This window comes from Roseovarius conchicola, assembly GCF_041403425.1.
GTDB lineage: Bacteria > Pseudomonadota > Alphaproteobacteria > Rhodobacterales > Rhodobacteraceae > Roseovarius > Roseovarius conchicola.
Window position 1 is genome coordinate 190,822 of the sequence record NZ_JBGEHK010000004.1, and the last position, 20,099, is coordinate 210,920.

Below are 20,099 nucleotides of genomic sequence, written 5' to 3' on the forward strand. Positions count from 1 at the left end.
GTTTCGTTTCTCCGGTTCTCTTAGAGCGCCTCAGCGCCCGAAATAATTTCGATAAGCTCGTTGGTGATCACAGCCTGACGTGAGCGGTTGAACTCGATGGTCAGTTTGTCGATCATCTCGCCCGCGTTGCGCGTGGCGTTGTCCATTGCAGACATCCGCGCACCCTGTTCGGACGCCCCATTCTCCAGCAGGCCGCTGAAGATGGCCGTCGCAACCGCACGCGGCAGAAGCTGGGCCAGAATGGCACTTTCATCGGGCTCGTAATCGTAAAAGCTGTCGGCGTTGCCGCTGTCATCCTCACCGGCAGGCACATCAAACGGGATCACCTGCTGCATCGTCGGGATTTGCGTCACGACGTTCTGGAACTTGGCAAAGAAGATCTTGGCGACGTCAAACTCGCCCGCTTCAAAACGGTCAAGGATATCCGTAGCGACCGCTTGTGCATCCGCGTAGCCGACATTCTTCACCTCGGTCATATCGACATGGTGAATGAAATGATCGCCCAGATCGCGTTTCAGCGCATCGCGGCCTTTCTTGCCAACGGTAACGATCTTCACCGTCTTGCCATCCGCGATCAGCTTTTCAGCCTCGGCCTTGGCCAGCTTGGCAATGTTGCCGTTAAAGCCGCCACACAGCCCGCGCTCGGCGGTCATAACCACCAATAGCTGAACCTGATCGGCCCCTGTGCCACGCAACAACTTCGGTGCGCTTTCATTGTCGCCCACCGACGCCGCCAGCTTGCCCATTACATGGGTAAAGCGTTCGGTATAGGGGCGCGACATCTCGGCCGCTTCCTGTGCTCGCCGCAGTTTCGCGGCGGCCACCATCTGCATGGCCTTGGTGATCTTGCGGGTCGATTTGACCGACTCGATCCTGGTTTTAAGGTCCTTGAGACTCGGCATTGCCTATCTCCCCTTATGCGAAGTCTGCTGCGAACTCGTCCAGCGCGGCCTTGATCTTGTCCTCGGCTTCACCTTTGACCTTGGGGTCTTCGTCGGTGATGTAATCCAGAAGATCCTGGTGCTTGCCACGCAGGTGGTTCAGCAGACCGGATTCAAAGCGACCCACCTGGTTCACTTCGATTTTGTCCAGATAGCCGTTCACACCGGCGTAGATCATGCAAACAATCTCGGCGTTGGTCAGGGGCGAGTATTGCGGCTGCTTCATCAGCTCGGTCAGACGCGCACCACGAGCCAGCAACTGCTGGGTGGCGGCATCAAGGTCGGAACCGAACTGAGCAAAAGCCGCCATTTCGCGGTACTGAGCCAGCGACAGTTTCACAGGACCAGCAACCGATTTCATCGCGTTGGTCTGGGCGGACGAGCCCACACGAGACACCGACAGACCAGTGTTCACCGCCGGGCGGATGCCCTGATAGAACAGTTCGGTTTCCAGGAAGATCTGACCGTCGGTGATCGAGATCACGTTGGTCGGAATAAACGCTGACACGTCGCCGCCTTGGGTTTCGATGATCGGCAGAGCCGTCAGCGAGCCGGCGCCATTGTCTTCGTTCAGTTTCGCAGACCGCTCCAGCAGGCGGGAGTGGAGGTAGAAAACGTCACCCGGATAGGCTTCACGTCCGGGCGGACGACGCAGCAGCAGCGACATCTGACGATAAGACACGGCCTGTTTGGACAGGTCATCATACACGATCAGGGCGTGCCGGCCATTGTCGCGGAAATGCTCGGCCATCGCAGTGGCAGAATAAGGTGCCAGGAACTGCATCGGTGCAGGGTCCGATGCGGTGGCGGCCACAACGATGGAGTATTCCATCGCGCCGCTTTCTTCCAGTTTCTTCACCAGCTGCGCAACGGTCGAACGCTTTTGGCCAACAGCGACATAGACGCAGTACAGCTTCTTGCTTTCGTCTTTGCCAGCGGCTTCGTTGTAGGTTTTCTGGTTCAGGATGGTGTCGAGCGCCACAGCGGTCTTACCGGTCTGACGGTCACCAATGATCAGCTCGCGCTGGCCACGGCCAATCGGGATCATCGCGTCAACCGATTTCAGGCCGGTTGCCATCGGTTCGTGAACCGATTTACGCGGGATGATGCCGGGCGCTTTGACGTCGGCCACACCGCGGGTTTTGGCGTTGATAGGGCCCTTGCCGTCCAGCGGGTTGCCCAGACCGTCCACAACGCGGCCCAGAAGTTCGTCACCGATGGGCACGTCCACGATGGATTGCGTCCGCTTAACAGTGTCGCCTTCTTTAATGTCCCGGTCGGACCCGAAGATAACAACACCGACGTTGTCGGCTTCCAGGTTCAGGGCCATACCCATGATCGAGCCCGGAAATTCGACAAGCTCACCGGCTTGTACGTTGTCCAGCCCGTGAACACGGGCGATGCCGTCCCCCACCGAGAGAACACGGCCGACTTCGGCCACTTCTGCGTCTTGACCAAAGTTCTTGATCTGGTCCTTCAGGATCGCAGAAATTTCTGCTGCTTGGATACCCATTTATCCGACCTCTTTCATTGCATTCTGGAGGGAATTGAGCTTGGAGCGGATCGACGTATCGATCATCTTCGAGCCCACCTTAACGACAAGACCGCCGATGAGGGATTCATCAACGGTCGTATTGATATTCACGTCTTTGCCAATGCTGGCCTTCAGCGTCTTGGCCAGTTTGTCGGCCTGTGCCTTGGTCAGTTCTTTGGCGCTGGTTACGTCTGCGGTGACTTCGCCTTTGTCTTCGGCGATCATCGCGCGCAGCTGGGCGACCAGTTGCGGCATGACGAACAGGCGGCGTTTCTCGGCCATCAGGCTGAGACCGTTCTGCATCACGTCTTCCAGACCCATCTTTTTGCCAATCGCGGCAATCGCGGCACCTTGATCGGCACGGGTCAGAACCGGGCTGGAAATCAGGTCGCGCAGCTCGGCACTGTCATTCAATGCGCTGGCAAGGTCTGTGATGTTGGATTCAAGCTTCGCCAGAGATTTGTTCTCTTTCGAAATCTCGAAAATGGCGGTGGCATAGCGCGCGGCGATGCCGGAGGAGATCGAAGCTGGTTCGGACACGTCCACCCTTCCGATTGTCTGGCCCCGGTTAGTCGCATAGCAGAGCGCGTCCGGGGACGTTTAGAGGCATTAAGATACACGAAACACCCAAATTCGGCTGGGGTGTAGCAGAGCCTTGTCTACCTCGCAAGCCGCATGAATTGGAAGGCCGATGAAAGAATTTTCATAAATATCAGACAATTAACCAGACTGCGACCGAATGCGCCGATTTATCCAAGCAAAAAAGATCACTTTTCCACACCTTTTTGCGATTCCTTGATGCCATCGGGCTGCCGTTAGGTAAGTTTTGCGCGATTTGCTTGGCTCAGCGGCGTTAGCGCCACCAATTCGGTATCGGGCGCCTCACGCGCGAATGTCCCACTTCGCCCAAGGTTATATTTCTTGCTAGCCGGGCGCTCGCCTCCGCCTGCTCACTGTCGCAGCTTTTCAGGTGTAACCGAAAACCGCGCCGCATGGTTACGAAAGGGTTGTTGCATCCGGCCCTGCCTGGCAGCCGGAGACCCTCAGACCTCAAGTCACGGCCAGCGTATAGCCATCAAACTTGTAGGTACTTCGATCCGTGCCACTGCCAGACGCCATAACTGACCCGCCGCCTTTGTCTCGCTTGATCAAAACCGTGTATTTGCCTGTCCTGTTTTCAGGCGGCTCCCAGTCTTTCGAGCCATTGGCATCCAGCCAGCCACTGGCCAGAGCGATTGCCTGCATCATATCTTCATAATTATAGACAAACCAGGATCTCGGTTTTGAATCTCGGTTTTCAATACGCATTGTTTCTTCTAAGGCCCTCTGAAAGAGTATGAAATATTCAAACGGGTTCGCAACGGCGGCAAGCGGTAGCGGCCCGGACTTCGAGCGATGCTATTCCCACGCCTAAAACCAAGGGTAGAATATCAATCTGACTTTGCAATCTCAACACGAAATCCGATCTGAACAAGTATCGCGCAGCGAACCGTCATTCTCGGGCTTTCATGATCAAGCTTGAACGTATAGGCCCACACCATGAGCCGCTCTTTGCCCTTTTTGCTTACCCTTCTCATTTCCGTGATCATCGCCTATGGCACCCTCACGCCGCCTGGCGAGGGATCGGGCCTGCCCTTCACGGACAAACAACTTCATTTCGCGGCATTTGCCATGCTTGTGCTACCACTCAGCTGGGTGCGTCCGGGTTGGATACTTTGGCTGGTGCCGCTGGCCATCACCTATGGGGCAGTGATCGAACTGATTCAGCCTTTCGTGGGACGTTCAGGTGATTGGGATGACCTTCTGGCCGACGCGTTGGGCAGCCTGACCGGCAGTGTCCCCAGCCTGCTTAAAGGGCGATACCGTCAGGCGCGCTAAGAGTCACACTGGTTTCGCCTCGGGCTTGGGCCTGAGCACCTCCAGCGGTTTGCGCACGGTTTCGCGCAAGCCCGGGCCACTGGGGGCCTGTACGCGTTTGCTGGCCTCGACAATCAGAACCCCGCCCGCCACGACCACGCTCAACCGGCCACCCAGGCTTTCCCACATACCCGCCGTCTTGCGCCAGAAACGTCGCTCAGACGGGGGTTGATACAGCGTCGTCGCGTGGCGTTCGGGCAGAAAGCTGTGCGACTTCAGCTGTGTTTCCAGCTGGCTTTGACTATACGGGCGCCCGAATCCAAATGGCGTCTTGTCCGATCGTGACCACAACCCGGCGCGGTTGGGCACAACAAACAGGGCGGATCCGCCCGGCCCCAACACTCGCCAACATTCCTCCAACAGGTTCGAGGGTTGTTCAGAAGTTTCGAGCCCGTGGATCACAAACAATTTGTCAACATGCCCGGTTTCCAGCGGCCATGCGGTTTCTTCACAAAGCACCGATACGTTCGGCATCCCCTGTGGCCAGCCGATCACCCCCTGTGGTCCCGGCATCAGCCCGACCACACGACGCGCCTCGGGCAGGTAAGGACGCAGAAAAGGCACGGCAAAGCCAAAACCCGCGACTGTTTGCCCTTTCGCCTCGGGCCACAATTTAGCGACTTCACCACGCACGGTTTTCTGCACCGCCCGGCCCAGCGCGCTGCGGTAATAGAAATTCCTAAGATCTTGCACATCAAGATGCATTGCGTCGGCGTTCCGATTGGGTCACTCTTGATCCTATCAGTATCGGGCAAAGGGGAAAACACAATGACATTGGAAATCCTGACCATTCCCTGCCTTTCGGACAATTATGCTTACCTGCTGCATGATCCGGCCAGTGGCGAAACCGCCGTAATCGATGCGCCCGAAGCCGGGCCAATTCTGGATGCCCTGGAAACCAGAGGCTGGACGCTTAGCCATATCCTGTTGACCCATCACCATTATGATCACGTTGACGGTGTCCCGGCCCTGCTTGAGAAATACCCTGCCAAGGTGATCGGCGCCGCCGCGGATGCTCACCGCCTGCCTCCTCTGCACATGGCCGTAAGCGAAGGGGATAACGTTCAGATTGGCCCTGAAACCGGCACTGTCATTGATGTATCCGGCCATACCCTGGGTCATATCGCCTTTCATTTCCCGGATAGTCAGGTGGTTTTTACCGCCGACAGCCTGATGGCACTGGGGTGTGGACGCCTGTTTGAAGGCACGGCCGCGCAAATGTGGGGCAGCCTGTCTAAACTGGCCGCATTGCCGGGTAACACCACCGTTTGTTCCGGCCATGAATACACCCAAAGCAACGCGAAGTTTGCACTAACCATTGACCCTGACAATCCCGCCCTTATCTCAAGGGCTAACGAGGTGAGTAACGCCCGCGCAGCGGGGCAGCCCACCGTACCGACCAAACTCTCTGATGAACTGGCCACAAACCCATTCCTCAGGGCGTCTGACCCTGCAATTCGCGCTCATCTTGGCCTGACTTCGGCCAGCGACGCCGAGGTTTTCGCCGAGATTCGCGCCCGAAAGGACAGGTTTTAAACCCGTCAATCCGCCCAAATCGGCATCACTCACGATAATTGTGACCGCTCTGGGGAAGAAAAAACTTGAAGGATGGCCGATATCGACCAAACTTTAATACTATGAGGCCAAGGTTGAGCCACCCGGTTCGACCCAAGATCTGGAAGGAGCACCAAACGTGCCTTCATTCTCAAATACGCTGGAACAGGCAATCCATGCGGCATTGGCCTTGGCCAATACCCGCCAACACGAATTCGCGACGCTGGAACACTTACTGCTGGCGTTGATCGACGAACCAGACGCATCGCGCGTTCTGAAGGCATGCAATGTCGAAACCGAAGAACTGCGCACCACCCTGGTCGAGTTTATTGATGATGACCTGGCCAATCTGGTCACCGACATTGAAGGGTCCGAGGCAGTACCGACTGCCGCTTTCCAACGCGTCATCCAACGCGCTGCCATTCACGTTCAATCCTCTGGTCGCACCGAAGTGACCGGCGCCAATGTGCTGGTCGCCATCTTTGCCGAACGTGAAAGCAATGCGGCCTATTTCCTGCAGGAACAGGACATGACCCGCTATGACGCGGTGAATTTCATCGCCCATGGCGTGGCCAAGAACCCCGCTTATGGAGAATCGCGCCCTGTCACCGGCTCGTCCGAAGGAGAAGACGGTGTCAATCGTGCCGAGGCGGAATCTGATGCCGTGGAGGCAGGCGAGTCCGCGCTGGCCAAATACTGTGTTGATCTGAACGAGAAATCTCGTGCCGGCGATGTTGATCCCCTGATCGGTCGCGACAGCGAGGTAGAGCGCTGCATTCAGGTGCTGTGCCGCCGTCGCAAGAACAACCCGTTGCTGGTGGGCGACCCGGGCGTGGGCAAAACCGCCATTGCCGAAGGTCTGGCCCACAAAATCGTGACGGGCGAAACGCCCAAAGTGTTGTCGGAAACCACCATCTTCTCGCTCGATATGGGCGCGTTGCTGGCTGGCACCCGTTATCGCGGCGATTTTGAAGAACGGTTGAAGGCCGTGGTGACCGAGCTTGAGGACCACCCTGATGCGGTGTTGTTCATCGACGAAATCCACACCGTGATTGGTGCCGGGGCCACATCGGGCGGGGCGATGGACGCCTCGAACCTGCTGAAACCGGCCTTGCAGGGCGGCAAGCTGCGCTGCATGGGCTCGACCACGTTCAAGGAATTCCGTCAGCATTTCGAAAAGGATCGCGCCCTGTCGCGGCGCTTCCAGAAGATCGACGTGGTGGAACCAACGGTAGAGGACGCAATCAAAATCCTCAAAGGCATCAAGCCCTATTTCGAGGATCACCATTCGGTCAAATACACCAATGATGCGATCAAATCGGCTGTCGATCTGGCCGCGCGCTATATCAACGACCGCAAGCTGCCCGACAAGGCCATCGACGTGATTGACGAGGCGGGCGCGGCTCAGCATCTGGTGGCTGCCTCCAAGCGTCGCAAGTCGATTGGCACCAAGGAAATCGAGGATGTTGTGGCCAAGATCGCCCGCATCCCGCCCAAGAATGTGTCCAAGGATGACGCAGAGGTTCTCAAGGACCTTGAATCCTCCCTGAAACGGGTGGTCTTTGGACAGGATACGGCGATTGATGCGCTGTCCTCGGCGATCAAACTGTCCCGCGCAGGCTTGCGCGAACCGGAGAAACCCATCGGTAACTACCTCTTCGCGGGCCCTACTGGCGTCGGCAAGACCGAAGTGGCCAAGCAACTGGCCGATACGCTGGGGGTGGAACTGCTGCGGTTCGACATGTCGGAATACATGGAGAAACACGCTGTCAGCCGCCTGATTGGCGCCCCTCCGGGTTATGTCGGCTTTGATCAGGGCGGCTTGCTGACCGATGGGGTTGATCAACACCCCCATTGCGTGCTGCTGCTGGATGAAATCGAAAAGGCGCATCCGGATGTGTTCAATATCCTGTTGCAGGTGATGGATCACGGCAACCTGACCGATCATAACGGGCGCACGGTGAATTTCCGCAACGTGGTTCTGATCATGACATCGAATGCCGGTGCCGCTGAACAGGCCAAATCGGCCATCGGCTTTGGGCGCGATCGTCGCGAGGGTGAAGACACCGCCGCAATCGAACGCACCTTCACGCCCGAATTCCGAAACCGTCTGGATGCGGTAATCAGCTTCTCGCCGCTACCCAAAGAGGTCATCCTGCAAGTGGTCGAAAAGTTCGTGTTGCAGCTTGAGGCGCAACTGATGGATCGCAACGTGACCATCGAGCTGACCAAACCTGCCGCCGAATGGCTGGCCGACAAGGGTTATGACGACAAGATGGGCGCCCGCCCGCTGGGTCGGGTGATCCAGGAACATATCAAGAAGCCGCTGGCCGAGGAATTGCTGTTCGGCAAGCTCGCCAAGGGTGGTGTGGTCAAGGTGGGGATCAAGGATGGCAAGATCGACCTGAAGATCGAGGGCCCCGATCAGCCCCGCATCTCGGGCAAGAAAAAGCCACCGCTGCTGACCGCAGACTGATGCGCGCTGTTGCGCTAGGCAGTTTCGTTCTTATCGCGCAGGCGGCCCATGCCGGGCCGCCTGAATTGTATCTGCCGCTGGACTGCACGCTTGGTCAGACCTGTTACATTGAGGATTACGTCGACGCCGATCCCGGTGACGGTATGTCCGATTTCACCTGCGGCATCAAAAGCCGCGATGGGCATCGTGGCACGGATATCGTTCTGCAGTCTTTTGAGGCCATGGAAACCGGCGTGAGCGTTCTCGCCGCCGCGCCCGGTGTGGTGGCCGCTACCCGTGACAGCATGCCCGATATTGCCGTCACCGTCGACACGCGCGACAAGGTGAAAGGCCAGGAATGCGGCAATGCGGTGCGCATTGATCACGGCGATGGGTGGCAAACCCTGTACTGCCACATGAAGCAAGGCTCTGTGGCGGTACAAACCGGCGACTGGGTGTCAGTTGGTGATCCGCTTGGCCTAGTCGGTCTCAGCGGGCTGACCAACATTCCGCATGTTCACCTGACCGTTCTCAAGGATGGCAAGGTGATTGACCCCTTCGCGCCGGATGCCGATGGCACCTGCGACAGGCAGGCAGGGCAAGACGGGCTGTGGGCCACCCCGCCCGCCTACGATCCAACAGGGCTGTTTAACGCTGGCTTCTCGACATCGGTGCCCAGCTTTGAGGCCGTCAAATCCGGTGCTGCGCGAGCAACGACCTCATACACGGACGAACCGTTGGTCCTTTATGCCCATGCTTTCCATGCCCAGCCAGGTGATCTGCTGGAAGTCTCCGCCACAGGCCCGGACGGCATCGTGTTCGAGACCACAATTCCGCTGGAGGATCCGCAGGTACAGCTGTTCCGCGCCTATGGCCGCAAGGCTCCGGACGCGGGCTGGCCCGTGGGGGACTATCGCGGCATGGTCAGACTGATGCGCAGCAATGAGTTGATCGCCTGGCGTCGCGCCGATATCACAATCACTTCCCGGTAAACTTCAATTCGATCCGCCGGTTCTGTGCCCGCGCTTCGGGTGTGTCGTCAGGATTGATCGGCTGATACTGTCCAAACCCGTTGGCCGACAGACGATCGGGCGGGATCCCAAGAAAATTCACCATGTACCGCACGACCGACAGGGCGCGTGCCTGGCTGAGTTCCCAATTGTCGGCAAACTGCGCGCCCCGGATCAGGGGTACGTCATCCGTGTGGCCATCGACCTGTAAGACCCAGTCAATCTCGTCCGGGATTTCATCGGCCACATTGCTCAGGATTCCCGCAACCTTGGAAATCTCGCTTTGCCCCTGGGGTGACAGCCGCGCTTCGCCTGGGGCGAATAACACCTCCGAGGAGAACACGAAACGGTCCCCGACAATCTGCACCCCTTCCTGCGCGCCGATGACATCCCGCAAGCGACCGAAGAACTCAGATCGATACCGCTCAAGATTCTCTTTCTCCTGCTCCAGCAGCTTGCGTTTTTCCTCTTCAGCCTCGGCGCGGCGGCGTTCTTCTGCGGCCACACGGGCCAGCGCGGTGTTCAATTCGTTGCCCAAGGATTGCAGTTGCACCTCGGTGGCCGCCTCCCGGACCTTCGCATCATCCAAAAGCGCCTGAAGCCCGGAAAGCTGTTGGCGCAGGGCCGCGACTTGTTGGTTCAGCAAGGCCTGCTGGCGCTGTGCCTCGTCGGTGATCTCTTCCTGCTCGGCCAGTTGCGCGCGTGCCTCGGCCAACAAGGCGGCCCGTTCTTCGGCGCGGCTGAGCTGTTCGGAAGCCTCGCTTTCCGCCGCCAGCTTCGCGGCCAGCGCAGCGGTCAACTCCGTGCGTATCGCTTCATCATTCAATGCATCGCTTTCGGCCGCAGCCATCAAAGCCGCCACCTGTTCTTCCAACGCCGCCGCCGTCGCCTCGGTTTCCTGACCTGCCAGAAGGGCCGCTGCCAGTTGTTGATTGAGATCCTCGCCCGCAGCCTGCGCAGCGGCCAACAGGGTCAGCGTCTCTTCGGCCTTTCGGCGCTCCTCCTCCAAAGCCAGCGTCATCGCGGTCAGTTCCGTATCAGCGTTTTGTAGCCTCTCGCGTAGGGCCTCGGCCGCTGCCGCTTCTGCCAGACGGGCCTGTTCTTCCTCGGTGAGCTGCGTTTCCACCTCGGCCAGTTCAGCGCGCAAAGCCGCCGTCTGGCCTTGTTCTTCTGCATTGCGGCGTCGCAGATCGGCAATCAGCGCATCCAGTGCTTCACGCCGGGCCGCCGCCAGCCGGGCCGCTTCGGCTTGGGCGTCCACCTCGTCGCGCAACCCCGCAAGGGCCAGTTCCAACGCCTCGGCATCCGACAGCAATTGATCGCGCTGCCCTTCCAATTCGCCCACCCTGTCAAGGGCGGTGTCGCGCGCAGCCAGAAGGCTGGCGACCTGTTCCTCGAAACTGGCGATCCGGGCGGCTTGTTCTTCCTGCAGGCTGCGCGCCGCACCCAAGGTCGAGGTCAATTCGCCCACGCGTTCGGTCAGCGAGGCGTTACGATCTTCTTCCAGCCCCAGTGCGTTGGCCAGCGCTGCCACTTCGGCGCTGAGCGCGTCCAGCTCACTTTCCTGCCCTGTGATGGTTTCGCGCAGCACGAATTGCACCACCATAAAGATGGTCAAAACGAACATCAGCACCAGCAACAGCCCCGTCATCGCATCCACGAACCCCGGCCAGATCGAGGCCTGAAAGCGGGTTCCGGTGCGGCGCGACAGGGCCATCGCTTAACTGTCCTGCTCGGGGTCCTGCCCCTTGCGCAGTTTGCGCGGGCTGGGAGGAGGATTGCGCAGCTGGTCGAAAATCTTGGTCAGGGCGGCCAGATCGGTGCGCAATTCGGTCATGGTTTCCTGACGGCCCGCGCTGATTTCCTCAAGGATGCGCAACATCTGAACATCGATCGAGCGCAGGCGCATCCGGCTTTCGGCATCCATGCCATCGCCACCGCGATCCTGATTTTCGAGGGTTTCGATCAAACGGTCTTGCCCTTCCGCCACGCGCATCAACGCGGCGTTCACGGGGTTCGTATCGCCCATACGGTGGGTCAGCCGTTCGATGGAATCCGCCACGACCCCCAGTTTTTCATCAACCATGGCGCGGCTGACATCGGATTGCGTCAGCATCATCTGCAACGCCTCCATCTGTTCAGTCATGTGGTCCAGAACACCGGCCACGGCATGGGTTTCGACGCTGCCTTCGCCATCTCCGGCAGAAAATCCGACCCGTGTGATGGTTGACATCCATTCCTCAAGCTCGCGATAGAACCGGTTTTGCCCATGACCTGCGAACAGCTCCAGCAAACCCACCACCAGCGACCCGGCGAGCCCCAACAGGGACGACGCAAAGGCGACACCCATCCCCCCCAACTGCGCCTCAAGCCCCGTCATCAGGCGGTTGAATACCTCAACGCCAGCCTCGCCCTCTTGCGGGGCCAGGCTGCGGATCGTGTCGACAACGGCCGGAACCGTTGTCGCCAAGCCATAGAACGTCCCCAAAAGCCCAAGGAAAATCAGCATATTGACGATGTAACGCGTGATTTCCCGCGCTTCGTCGATGCGTTGTGCCACCGAATCCAGAATGGATCGCGCCGAGGTTGATGCGATTTGCATCCGCTTGCCGCGTTGACGCAGCAATGTCGCCAGCGGGGCCAGTAATTGCGGCGGCTGAACCATCTCGTGACCGGGCGTTTTCGCAACAAACCCTTCGATCCAGCGCGCCGATCCGATCAGTTGGAACACCTGCCAGAAACAGGCGACAACCCCGATGATAAACACGAAAACGATGAAGCCGTTCAGCCATGGATTTGCCTGGAACACAGGCAACACCCGGGGCAAGGCCAAAAAGGCCCCTAGCCCCGTCAGCCCCAAAACGATCAGCATCAGCATGATCTGTCGGACAGGGTGGGAAAACTGCGGCTCGACCTCGCGGTCCGGCTGGTCCATCTGGACGGCTCCCGGCTCTGATTTTGTTATGGGGAGCCTACGCGCTCTGCCCCTTTAAGCCAAGGGTTTATGCGGCCAGGCTGCGCACCCGGCGGCTCAGCCATGCCAGATCAGGATCGTGGATACCCAGCTCGTTCAGATGGGCGGCGGTGTTGTAGAGATATTCATCATTGGGTCCACGTCCACCAACCGCCCGCGCGATGATGCGGGCCTGTTCTTCAAGGTCCAGCCCGCCGCAATACTGCACGTGATCCGGATCGACCACATAGGTCACAGCCTCAACCTCGCGACCGTCCGCTAGCGTGATCTGCAAGAACTTTTCCAGATAGGCGGACGAGATCAATTCGCGCTCACGCAGATAGGCCAGCACCTCGTCCTGGCGATCGGTGGCCACAGACAGCGCCACGCCTTCACAGACCGATCTCGGACATTCATCAAGGGCCAGAACCAGGCCGGGATTCTCGTCGGTCCCGCGGTGATGGATGCTGCGCATACAAAAGCTGCGCGCATATCTCGGCAAGGTCGCCAGAACCCGTTCCTGCGCGTCAAAGCCGGGATTCCAAACCAGCGATCCGTACCCAAAGACCCATAGTGTCATTTTGCTGTTCCTCACGGCGTTTGACCCTATAAACACCATGTCGATGAGGCAGGAAAGGGGCGATACCGATGCGGTTGCTATTGACGGTAATGCTTGTGGCGGTGGCAGGCTGGTCGGGTTATTGGTTTTTGGGCTCGACGGGCGTCAAGTCCGGCTTCGAGATCTGGTTCGACGAACGCCGCGCCGACGGTTGGGTGGCCGAGTACAGCGACCTTAGCGTTGCGGGTTACCCGAACCGGATCGACACCAGTTTCACCGATCTGGCGTTGGCCGATCCTGCGACCGGATTGGCGTGGGAGGCGCCGTTTTTCCAGATATTGGCGCTGAGTTATCGGCCAAATCATGTCATCGCCGTCTGGCCGAACGCTCAACGTATCGCGTCGCCTTACGAAAAACTGGATGTAAACAGCAGCGATATGCGCGCCAGCCTGGTGTTGGAAGCCTCCACGCTGCTGACGCTGGCCCGAACCACGCTGACAGCCGAAGATCTGGTGATCACGCCAGTGGGAGAGAGCGAGGCCACCAGGATTGCAGCACTGACGCTCGCAGCCGAACGCGTGCCCGTGGACGGCGATGCCAGCTACCGGCTGGGACTGTCCGCAGACGGGTTCGCACCCTCGCTGCCGTGGCGCGCGCATCTGGACCCGGGCGGCACACTGCCCGAGACACTGGACGCCCTCACGGCGGATATCACCGTCACGTTCGACAAACCTTGGGACCGGCTGGCCATTGAACAGGCCCGCCCGCAACCGCGTCAGATCAAGGTCAAGCTGGCCGAGGCGCGGTGGGGGCAGTTGGAATTGCAGGTCGCGGGCGATCTGAACGTAGACGCAAATGGCATGCCCGACGGGTCTCTGACAATCAAGGCGCGCAACTGGCGGGATATTCTGGCCCTGGCGGTCAAAGCCGGAGCGTTGCCCGAAGGATTGGCAGGCACGTTGGAAGACGGGCTTGGATTGATCGCTGGCCTAGCGGGCAACCCCAAGACCCTGGACATCCCGTTGGATTTTCGCAATGGCCGTGTGTTGTTGGGGCCTGTGCCGATTGGCCCCGCCCCGGTTCTTAAGCTGCGCTAACGGCAATAAGGTCCGCTGCGATAGTCGGCTATATCAAAGTGGAAATGGTCTTGATGGTGGCGGTCTGATTTCGGGCCAAGCACTGTGCCAAAGGGACCGCAGGCAGAAGCGTGCAAATCCTTCATGATCCGGCCCTTTTTACCGCCACTCCAATGTTGTGTCACGGTCAGCGCGCTGCCATCGGCCAGACGGAATTCCGAGATATCAATCGCATTGCCCTTGGCGTGTTCTGACAAACGTCCGCCGCGTTTGTGGTTGCGATTACGACAAGCATAGTGCGCCGCTACTTTCAGCGATTTCAACCCTCCGCCAGTATCTCCAATTGTCGGGATCGCAGAACCAAGCACCCAGCCATTCAGCGCCCTGGCAGTTCCACAGTTGATCGTCGCCGACTGACTCAGCGCAATCCCGCCCACAGACGTGACCCGCACCGCATTTTCCACGCCACAGGCACCCGGGCCAGGCACATCGCCAATCTCTTCGCCCTTGATTGCAGGAACCCCGCAGACCGATCCTTCGGCGCTGAAACTGGCCGTATCGCCTTTGCCACCCATCACGTTGCGGACATTATCAACCACAGAACATCCCATTAAAACCAACGGGATAAGAAGCATCACTCGCATAGGTTCACCCTTTTTTCACGCGCCCAAAATCTGGTGCGTCAGTATCTTGCCCAGCCTCGATAATACCACGGCGGATTGCGCGTGTCCGGGTGAAATAGTCATGCAGGTGATCGCCGTCGCCGGTGCGGATAGCGCGCTGCAGGGCAAACAATTCTTCCGTAAATCGGCCAAGAATTTCCAGCGTCGCGTCCTTGTTGTTCAGGAAAACATCGCGCCACATGGTCGGATCGCTGGCGGCAATCCGGGTGAAGTCACGAAACCCGGCGGCGGAGTACTTGATCACTTCGCTGTCGGTGACCCGGCGCAGATCGTCGGCCACGCCCACCATCGTGTAAGCGATCAGGTGCGGTGCGTGGCTGGTGACAGCCAGAACCAGATCGTGGTGATCGGCGTCCATTTCCTCGGTGTTCGAGCCAAGCCCCTGCCAGAAACGTTCCAGTGTCTCAACGGCGGTGCGATCACTTCCCTCCTGCGGAACGATCAGGCACCAACGGTCGTCAAACAGTTCGGCAAAGCCCGACTCGGGACCCGAATGTTCAGTCCCTGCCAACGGGTGCGCAGGGACAAAATGAACATTGTCCGGCAGATGCGGAGCGACAGCGTCGATCAGTTCACGCTTGACCGAACCGACATCGCTGACAGTCGCACCGGGTTTGAGTGCCGGAGCGATTTCGGCGGCGACGGCGCCCATCGCACCCACCGGCACACAAAGCACAACAAGGTCGGCACCCTCAACCGCCTCGGCAGCACTGTCGCAAACCCGGTCACACAGCCCGATCCTGCGCGCCGTGTCTCGTGTGGCCTGAGATCGCGCATAGCCCGTGACATCGCCCGCCAGGTTGGTGCGTTTCATCGCCCAGAACATGGACGAGGCGATCAAACCCAGTCCGATCAGGGCCACGCGGTCGTAGATCTGTGTCATCGTGCTCGTTCCATGAACTTGCCCACGGCATGGGCCACACGGCGGCAACCGGCCTCGTCGCCGACGGTAATACGCAGGCAGTGGGGCAGGTTATACCCCGCGACCCGACGCACGATGATGCCTTCAGATTGCAGGTACTCATCGCAGGCCTCGGCCTCGTCCTGGCTGGCAAAACGGGCAAGGATGAAATTCGCCGTCGAGGTGTCGGAAGGCACGCCATGCTCGGCCAGTGCCTCGGCAAGCCAGGCCCGCAGGCGGGTATTGTCCTCACGGCATTTGGTGGTCCAGACTGCATCGCGCACTGCCGCCTCGGCGGCAGACAAGGCGGGTTGGCTGACGTTGAACGGCCCCCGCACGCGGTTGAGTACGTCAATCACATGTTGCGGGCCATATCCCCAGCCGACGCGCAAGGCACCCAGCCCGTAAATCTTGGAAAACGTGCGGGTCATCACAACGTTTTCGCGCGCATCGACCAACGCGGCACCGCCATCATAGCCGTCGACATATTCAGCATAGGCCCCATCGATCACCAGCAGAACCTGCTCGGGCAGCCCACGCGCCAGACGGGCCAGTTCGGCCTCGCCCACCATCGTGCCGGTGGGATTGTTAGGATTGGCCAGAAACACCAGTTTCGTGCGTTCCGTGCAGGCGGCCAGAATCGCGTCCACATCCGTCACGCGCTCGCGTTCTGGCACCTCAACAGGAGTGGCACCGTTGGCCATGGCCGAAATCCGGTACATGGCAAAGCCGTGTTCGGTATGGACAACCTCGTCGCCCGGACCGGCGAAGGCCTGACAGAGAAAGGCGATAATCTCGTCGCTGCCCTGACCACAGATCACACGGGCAGGATCGACGCCATGCACATCACCGATCGCCGCGCGTAGGCCAGCATGGTCAGAGGACGGATAGCGATGCAGCTCGAACGCCAGTTTTTGATAGATTTTCTTGGCAGCTTCACTGGGCCCGAACGGATTTTCGTTCGAGCTGAGCTTGGTCACATTCGTGATCCCCTCGATATGTGACGCCCCACCCTGATAAAGCGCGATATCCAGAATGCCGGGCTGTGGTGTGATCTTGGTCATCCGTTCGCTCCTTCCCACGCGGTTCTAGCGACGGTTCGCAATCAAGGCCAGCACCAAACGCAGCACAGCAAGCGCAGTGTTACAAGCCTGTCACGCATACCCAATCGGCAATCACCAAGAGTTGTCCAAACAATCAAAAAATCCAATATGCAATGGTGCCCTTTTGTGAAATGTAGATGAATGGTCCTCACCAGACTGGAAACGATCAGGTTCGTTACTTTGCACCAGAGCCGTGCGGGCTGATGTAGAAGTCCAGTTTCATGTTTTCATGAATGGTATCCCGTCAAAGGAATTCGAATACATGGAAAAAAGCCTGTTTCAGTTCATCTGGAAGCACTCCAAGCGCAGCCAGCTTGTATTGCTGGCGGTCACCATCCTGACATTTCCGGTGCTCTATATCTCGCTGGAGTTGCCAAAGCGCATTATCAACGACGCGATCGGCGGGACCGGAGAGGACATCACGGTTCTTGGCGTGACATTGAGCCAGGTCCGGTTCCTGATGGTTCTCTGTTTTGCATTCCTTCTGGCCGTGCTGGTGAACGGGTTATTGAAGATGCGCCTCAACACGATGAAAGGCGTTCTGGCTGAACGGCTTCTTCGGCGGTTCCGGTTTCAGATGTTGACCCGCGTCTTACGATTCCCGCGTCCGTACTTCCAGACAACCAGCCAGGGAGAGCTGGTTTCAATGATCACCTCAGAAGCGGAACCCATGGGCGGGCTTATGGGGGATATGATATCTCAGCCGGTGTTCCAGGCGGGCCAGATGCTGACGATTTTGGCGTTTCTGTTTGCCCAGAGTGTCTGGTTCGGGCTGGCGTCTGTCGCGCTGATCCCACTCCAGGCGTGGCTCATCCCCATGCTTCAGCGACAGATCAACCAGTTGAACAAGAAACGCATTCAGGAAGTCCGCAGACTGGCGACGGAGATCGGGGAAACCGCCGCAGGGGTAAGCGACATTCGAACGAATGGTGGCATGCGTTACCGGATGTCACTGTTTTCTGATCGTTTGGGACATCTGTTTAAGATCCGTTTCGAGATTTACCAAAAGAAATTCTTCATGAAGTTTCTGAACAACTTCATCAATCAGCTGACACCCTTCTTTTTCTACTCGGTTGGAGGATACCTGGCCATCAAGGGGCAGATTTCGGTCGGCGCACTCGTGGCCGCACTTGCGGCTTACAAAGATCTGTCGTCGCCGTGGAAAGAGCTTCTGATGTACTACAATCAAACTCAGGACATGGCGCTTCGCTGGAGCGTTGTGACCGAGAAATTCGCGCCAAAAACGCTTGTCCGGGACGAACTGTTCGACGGCACGCCCGATGCCCTTCCCAGCCTGAAGGGTGACATTGAACTCCATAACCTCACCGTGATCGACGACGGAGGGCATAAGATACTGGAGGATATCAACCTCACCATCCCGCAAGGGGCGCGCGTGGCCGTCAAGGCAAAGAGCGAAACCGCCGCCCGGGCTTTTGCCGATGTCTTGACGCGTGAAATCATCCCCCATCGCGGCACAGTGCGGATTGCCGGCCACAACCTGAACGATCTGCATCAGACTGTGGTGGCCAACCGCATTGGTTATGCGCATTCCAAGCCACATATCTTTCAGGGCACTCTGGGTGGCAATCTGATGTTACCATTCAAGCGCAAGCCCGTCCTTGAGGGTGACCTGCCTGCGAACATCACGGACTGGCAGCAAGAAGCTCAGCGGTCTGGGAACAGTTTGGATCCCTTCGAGTTGGAATGGGTCGATCCAGGTGCCGCCGGATTGGAAACAGCCGACGCCATCCACGAGTGGTGGTTTCAGCTGGTTGAGGCGATGGGAATCGATGATTTCATGGTGCGGCGTGCCTTGCGATCTCATCTTAATCCAAACACCCAGAAGGAATTTGCAGACGCCATCGTCAAGCTGCGGCCCGAGGTTGCCAAACGCCTGGCCGAGGCAGGCATGGGCGACATCGTCTACGCCTTTGATCCTAATAAATTCAACCCGGTCTCCCCTTTGGGCAGCAACCTTCTATACGCATTGCCAACCGAAATGCTGACACAAAGAACCCTTGCCCAGGATGCGAATTTCGTTCGAATTCTGGAGGAGGAGGGTATTGTGGGCGAATTGGCGCAAATGTCGGTCGATCTGATCGAAGGCTTGGCCGCCACCTTTGGCGAGGATGGGACCGACCATCCCTTATTCCTACGTTTGAATATGGATGACGGTCTTTATGATCAACTCCGCACAATTCTGGCCAAATGGCATAAAGTGAGCGCCGCCGGGCTTTCCAAAGAGGAATTTGCCCTGATGCTGACCGTGCCTTTCGCGTTTTCTGCCGAACAATTCGGCCCGGCATTCAGCGATGATTTCAAAGAACGAGTCCTCGAAATCCGAAAGGCAAGCGCGCAGCGTCTGGTTTCGCAGCTTGAAGGCCTATTTGAACCGATTGATCCACAGCGATACTTCCCTGTGATGACAGTTCTGGGGAACACGATCTTTGGCCGTATTTCAAACATGGCTGGTGGGCGGGAAAAACAGATTGAAGACATCGTGGTCGAGGTCATCAAGGAGGCTGGATTGAGGCGTTTGGCAGCTCAGTCCATTTTTGATGTGGACACAACGCCGGGCGGTGAAAACCTTCCGGCGGTGTTCCGTGAACGCATCGCTTTCAGCCGTGCAGGTATAAAGAAACCCGATATCCTTATTCTCGGAAATGCCCTGGCCAGCCACGACAGCGCTGCTCGGGCAAAAATGAGGCAGCGCATCAGCAGGTTGATGCCGGACGCAACCAAGATTTTCATCGAAACCAACTTCCATAACCCGCAAGATTACGACCTGTTTGTCGAAATACTGGATGGGCAGATCAACGGTGTAGAGCAAGCGGACCGTCCGGAGGATGAAAATGCGCGTCAGGATCTGAACCGAAAACTCAAGGCCATCGACCAGACCGAATTGTTTGGCGACCTTGATCGCAAACAGCAACGTTTGCTGGCGTTCAGCAGCCAGTGGTACAAGGCCAAATCAGGGCAGAAAATTTTTGCGGCCGGGCAAACCGCAGACGCGGCGTTCCTGTGTGTCAAAGGACGGGCTGGTCTGTACTGGCCCGCCGAAGACGGCCATGCGCGTTTGGTGACCGAAGTAGAGCCAGGTCGGATCATCGGTGATCTTGCGGCTATTCTTGAAGATGATCGTCAATTGGACCTGATCGCCATTGAAGACAGTGTCTTTCTTCGTATCGGCGCAACTGAACTTATGGCGGTTGTCGAACATGACGCCAAGGTCGCGGGCAGCCTGCTGCGCACTGTCGCAAGCCACCTTATGGAAGCCGCGGATCGATCACGAGCAGCGCACGAGTACGCCACCAGTAAGGGCATCGATTTCACGGAATTTGATAACAGAGAATAGTGGTGAGAAACGGGCTGCTATGACCTTCCTCGATGCTTAGCCGTTGCCTGAGAAACGA

Annotated in this window: 17 protein-coding genes; 6 read left to right on the forward strand and 11 right to left on the reverse strand. The window is 58.3% G+C overall.

The features are described 5' to 3' along the window. Window positions 1–20: 20 nt before the first annotated feature. From V6N02_RS12985 to V6N02_RS13000, 4 genes are all read right to left on the reverse strand, one after another. Window positions 21–902, reverse strand: coding sequence for a F0F1 ATP synthase subunit gamma (locus V6N02_RS12985; RefSeq protein ID WP_371226029.1), 882 nt, complete (start codon window positions 900–902; stop codon window positions 21–23). A gap of 13 nt (window positions 903–915) precedes the next feature. Further along, a complete protein-coding gene (atpA, locus tag V6N02_RS12990) occupies window positions 916–2,454 on the reverse strand; it encodes a F0F1 ATP synthase subunit alpha (RefSeq protein ID WP_371226030.1) in 1,539 nt (512 codons plus the stop codon). Then, on the reverse strand, window positions 2,455–3,015 hold the full coding sequence (locus tag V6N02_RS12995) for a F0F1 ATP synthase subunit delta (RefSeq protein ID WP_371226031.1): 561 nt from the start codon (window positions 3,013–3,015) through the stop codon (window positions 2,455–2,457). It abuts the gene before it with no gap. A gap of 510 nt (window positions 3,016–3,525) precedes the next feature. Further along, window positions 3,526–3,723, reverse strand: a complete 198-nt coding sequence (locus V6N02_RS13000) for a hypothetical protein (protein ID WP_371226032.1) — start codon at window positions 3,721–3,723, stop codon at window positions 3,526–3,528. 291 nt (window positions 3,724–4,014) lie between these two features. On the opposite strand from V6N02_RS13000, the gene V6N02_RS13005 reads away from it, so the two are divergent. After that, on the forward strand, window positions 4,015–4,353 hold the full coding sequence (locus V6N02_RS13005) for a VanZ family protein (protein WP_371226033.1): 339 nt from the start codon (window positions 4,015–4,017) through the stop codon (window positions 4,351–4,353). 3 nt (window positions 4,354–4,356) lie between these two features. Here the strand turns inward: V6N02_RS13005 and V6N02_RS13010 are convergent, their stop codons facing one another. Beyond that, a complete protein-coding gene (locus V6N02_RS13010; protein ID WP_371226034.1) occupies window positions 4,357–5,097 on the reverse strand; it encodes a methyltransferase domain-containing protein in 741 nt (246 codons plus the stop codon). A gap of 63 nt (window positions 5,098–5,160) precedes the next feature. Here V6N02_RS13010 and gloB point away from each other — a divergent pair, with 63 nt between their 5' ends. The 3 genes from gloB (at window position 5,161) to V6N02_RS13025 (ending at window position 9,393) form a co-directional block, all read left to right on the forward strand. Continuing rightward, window positions 5,161–5,928 carry a hydroxyacylglutathione hydrolase gene (gloB, locus tag V6N02_RS13015; protein WP_371226035.1) on the forward strand — a complete coding sequence of 256 codons (768 nt, stop codon included), beginning with the start codon at window positions 5,161–5,163 and terminating at the stop codon, window positions 5,926–5,928. Window positions 5,929–6,085: 157 nt separating this feature from the next. Beyond that, window positions 6,086–8,422, forward strand: coding sequence for an ATP-dependent Clp protease ATP-binding subunit ClpA (clpA, locus tag V6N02_RS13020; RefSeq protein ID WP_371226036.1), 2,337 nt, complete (start codon window positions 6,086–6,088; stop codon window positions 8,420–8,422). After that, window positions 8,422–9,393, forward strand: coding sequence for a M23 family metallopeptidase (locus V6N02_RS13025; protein WP_371226037.1), 972 nt, complete (start codon window positions 8,422–8,424; stop codon window positions 9,391–9,393). The genes clpA and V6N02_RS13025 overlap by 1 nt, the downstream gene beginning before the upstream one ends. On the opposite strand, the gene V6N02_RS13030 is transcribed toward V6N02_RS13025, so the two are convergent. The 3 genes from V6N02_RS13030 to V6N02_RS13040 all read right to left on the reverse strand — a co-directional run bounded on the left by V6N02_RS13030 (window position 9,380) and on the right by V6N02_RS13040 (window position 12,944). Continuing rightward, window positions 9,380–11,128, reverse strand: coding sequence for a peptidoglycan -binding protein (locus V6N02_RS13030; RefSeq protein ID WP_371226038.1), 1,749 nt, complete (start codon window positions 11,126–11,128; stop codon window positions 9,380–9,382). The genes V6N02_RS13025 and V6N02_RS13030 overlap by 14 nt on opposite strands. 3 nt (window positions 11,129–11,131) lie before the next feature. After that, entirely contained in the window at window positions 11,132–12,346 is a 1,215-nt protein-coding gene (locus V6N02_RS13035; protein WP_371226039.1) for a biopolymer transporter ExbB, read from the reverse strand. 67 nt (window positions 12,347–12,413) lie between these two features. Then, entirely contained in the window at window positions 12,414–12,944 is a 531-nt protein-coding gene (locus V6N02_RS13040) for a gamma-glutamylcyclotransferase (protein ID WP_371226040.1), read from the reverse strand. A gap of 68 nt (window positions 12,945–13,012) precedes the next feature. On the opposite strand from V6N02_RS13040, the gene V6N02_RS13045 reads away from it, so the two are divergent. Further along, window positions 13,013–14,020 (forward strand): DUF2125 domain-containing protein, encoded by a 1,008-nt coding sequence (locus V6N02_RS13045; RefSeq protein ID WP_371226041.1) that lies wholly within the window; start codon window positions 13,013–13,015, stop codon window positions 14,018–14,020. Here V6N02_RS13045 and V6N02_RS13050 read toward each other — a convergent pair. Genes V6N02_RS13050 through hisC form a run of 3 tightly spaced genes read right to left on the reverse strand, consistent with a single transcriptional unit; the run spans window position 14,017 to window position 16,647 of the window. Further along, window positions 14,017–14,598: an extensin-like domain-containing protein gene (locus V6N02_RS13050; protein WP_371226042.1), complete on the reverse strand. Its 582-nt coding sequence runs from the start codon at window positions 14,596–14,598 to the stop codon at window positions 14,017–14,019. The two genes, V6N02_RS13045 and V6N02_RS13050, sit on opposite strands and share 4 nt — an antisense overlap. 49 nt (window positions 14,599–14,647) lie before the next feature. Beyond that, window positions 14,648–15,565, reverse strand: a complete 918-nt coding sequence (locus V6N02_RS13055) for a prephenate/arogenate dehydrogenase family protein (RefSeq protein ID WP_371226043.1) — start codon at window positions 15,563–15,565, stop codon at window positions 14,648–14,650. Next, entirely contained in the window at window positions 15,562–16,647 is a 1,086-nt protein-coding gene (gene hisC / locus V6N02_RS13060; protein ID WP_371226044.1) for a histidinol-phosphate transaminase, read from the reverse strand. The genes V6N02_RS13055 and hisC overlap by 4 nt, the downstream gene beginning before the upstream one ends. A 232-nt stretch (window positions 16,648–16,879) precedes the next feature. Here hisC and V6N02_RS13065 point away from each other — a divergent pair, with 232 nt between their 5' ends. Beyond that, entirely contained in the window at window positions 16,880–20,041 is a 3,162-nt protein-coding gene (locus V6N02_RS13065; protein WP_371226045.1) for an ABC transporter transmembrane domain-containing protein, read from the forward strand. Window positions 20,042–20,099: the final 58 nt, after the last annotated feature.

What these genes read in the sequence shown, in the direction of transcription:
- V6N02_RS12985 (WP_371226029.1), bottom strand. Translation starts at nt 902, where the DNA reads ATGCCGAGTCTCAAGGACCTTAAAACCAGGATCGAGTCGGTCAAATCG.
- atpA (WP_371226030.1), bottom strand. Translation starts at nt 2,454, where the DNA reads ATGGGTATCCAAGCAGCAGAAATTTCTGCGATCCTGAAGGACCAGATC.
- V6N02_RS13000 (WP_371226032.1), bottom strand. Translation starts at nt 3,723, where the DNA reads ATGATGCAGGCAATCGCTCTGGCCAGTGGCTGGCTGGATGCCAATGGC.
- V6N02_RS13005 (WP_371226033.1), top strand. Translation starts at nt 4,015, where the DNA reads ATGAGCCGCTCTTTGCCCTTTTTGCTTACCCTTCTCATTTCCGTGATC.
- V6N02_RS13010 (WP_371226034.1), bottom strand. Translation starts at nt 5,097, where the DNA reads ATGCATCTTGATGTGCAAGATCTTAGGAATTTCTATTACCGCAGCGCG.
- gloB (WP_371226035.1), top strand. Translation starts at nt 5,161, where the DNA reads ATGACATTGGAAATCCTGACCATTCCCTGCCTTTCGGACAATTATGCT.
- V6N02_RS13025 (WP_371226037.1), top strand. Translation starts at nt 8,422, where the DNA reads ATGCGCGCTGTTGCGCTAGGCAGTTTCGTTCTTATCGCGCAGGCGGCC.
- V6N02_RS13030 (WP_371226038.1), bottom strand. Translation starts at nt 11,128, where the DNA reads ATGGCCCTGTCGCGCCGCACCGGAACCCGCTTTCAGGCCTCGATCTGG.
- V6N02_RS13035 (WP_371226039.1), bottom strand. Translation starts at nt 12,346, where the DNA reads ATGGACCAGCCGGACCGCGAGGTCGAGCCGCAGTTTTCCCACCCTGTC.
- V6N02_RS13040 (WP_371226040.1), bottom strand. Translation starts at nt 12,944, where the DNA reads ATGACACTATGGGTCTTTGGGTACGGATCGCTGGTTTGGAATCCCGGC.
- V6N02_RS13045 (WP_371226041.1), top strand. Translation starts at nt 13,013, where the DNA reads ATGCGGTTGCTATTGACGGTAATGCTTGTGGCGGTGGCAGGCTGGTCG.
- V6N02_RS13055 (WP_371226043.1), bottom strand. Translation starts at nt 15,565, where the DNA reads ATGACACAGATCTACGACCGCGTGGCCCTGATCGGACTGGGTTTGATC.
- hisC (WP_371226044.1), bottom strand. Translation starts at nt 16,647, where the DNA reads ATGACCAAGATCACACCACAGCCCGGCATTCTGGATATCGCGCTTTAT.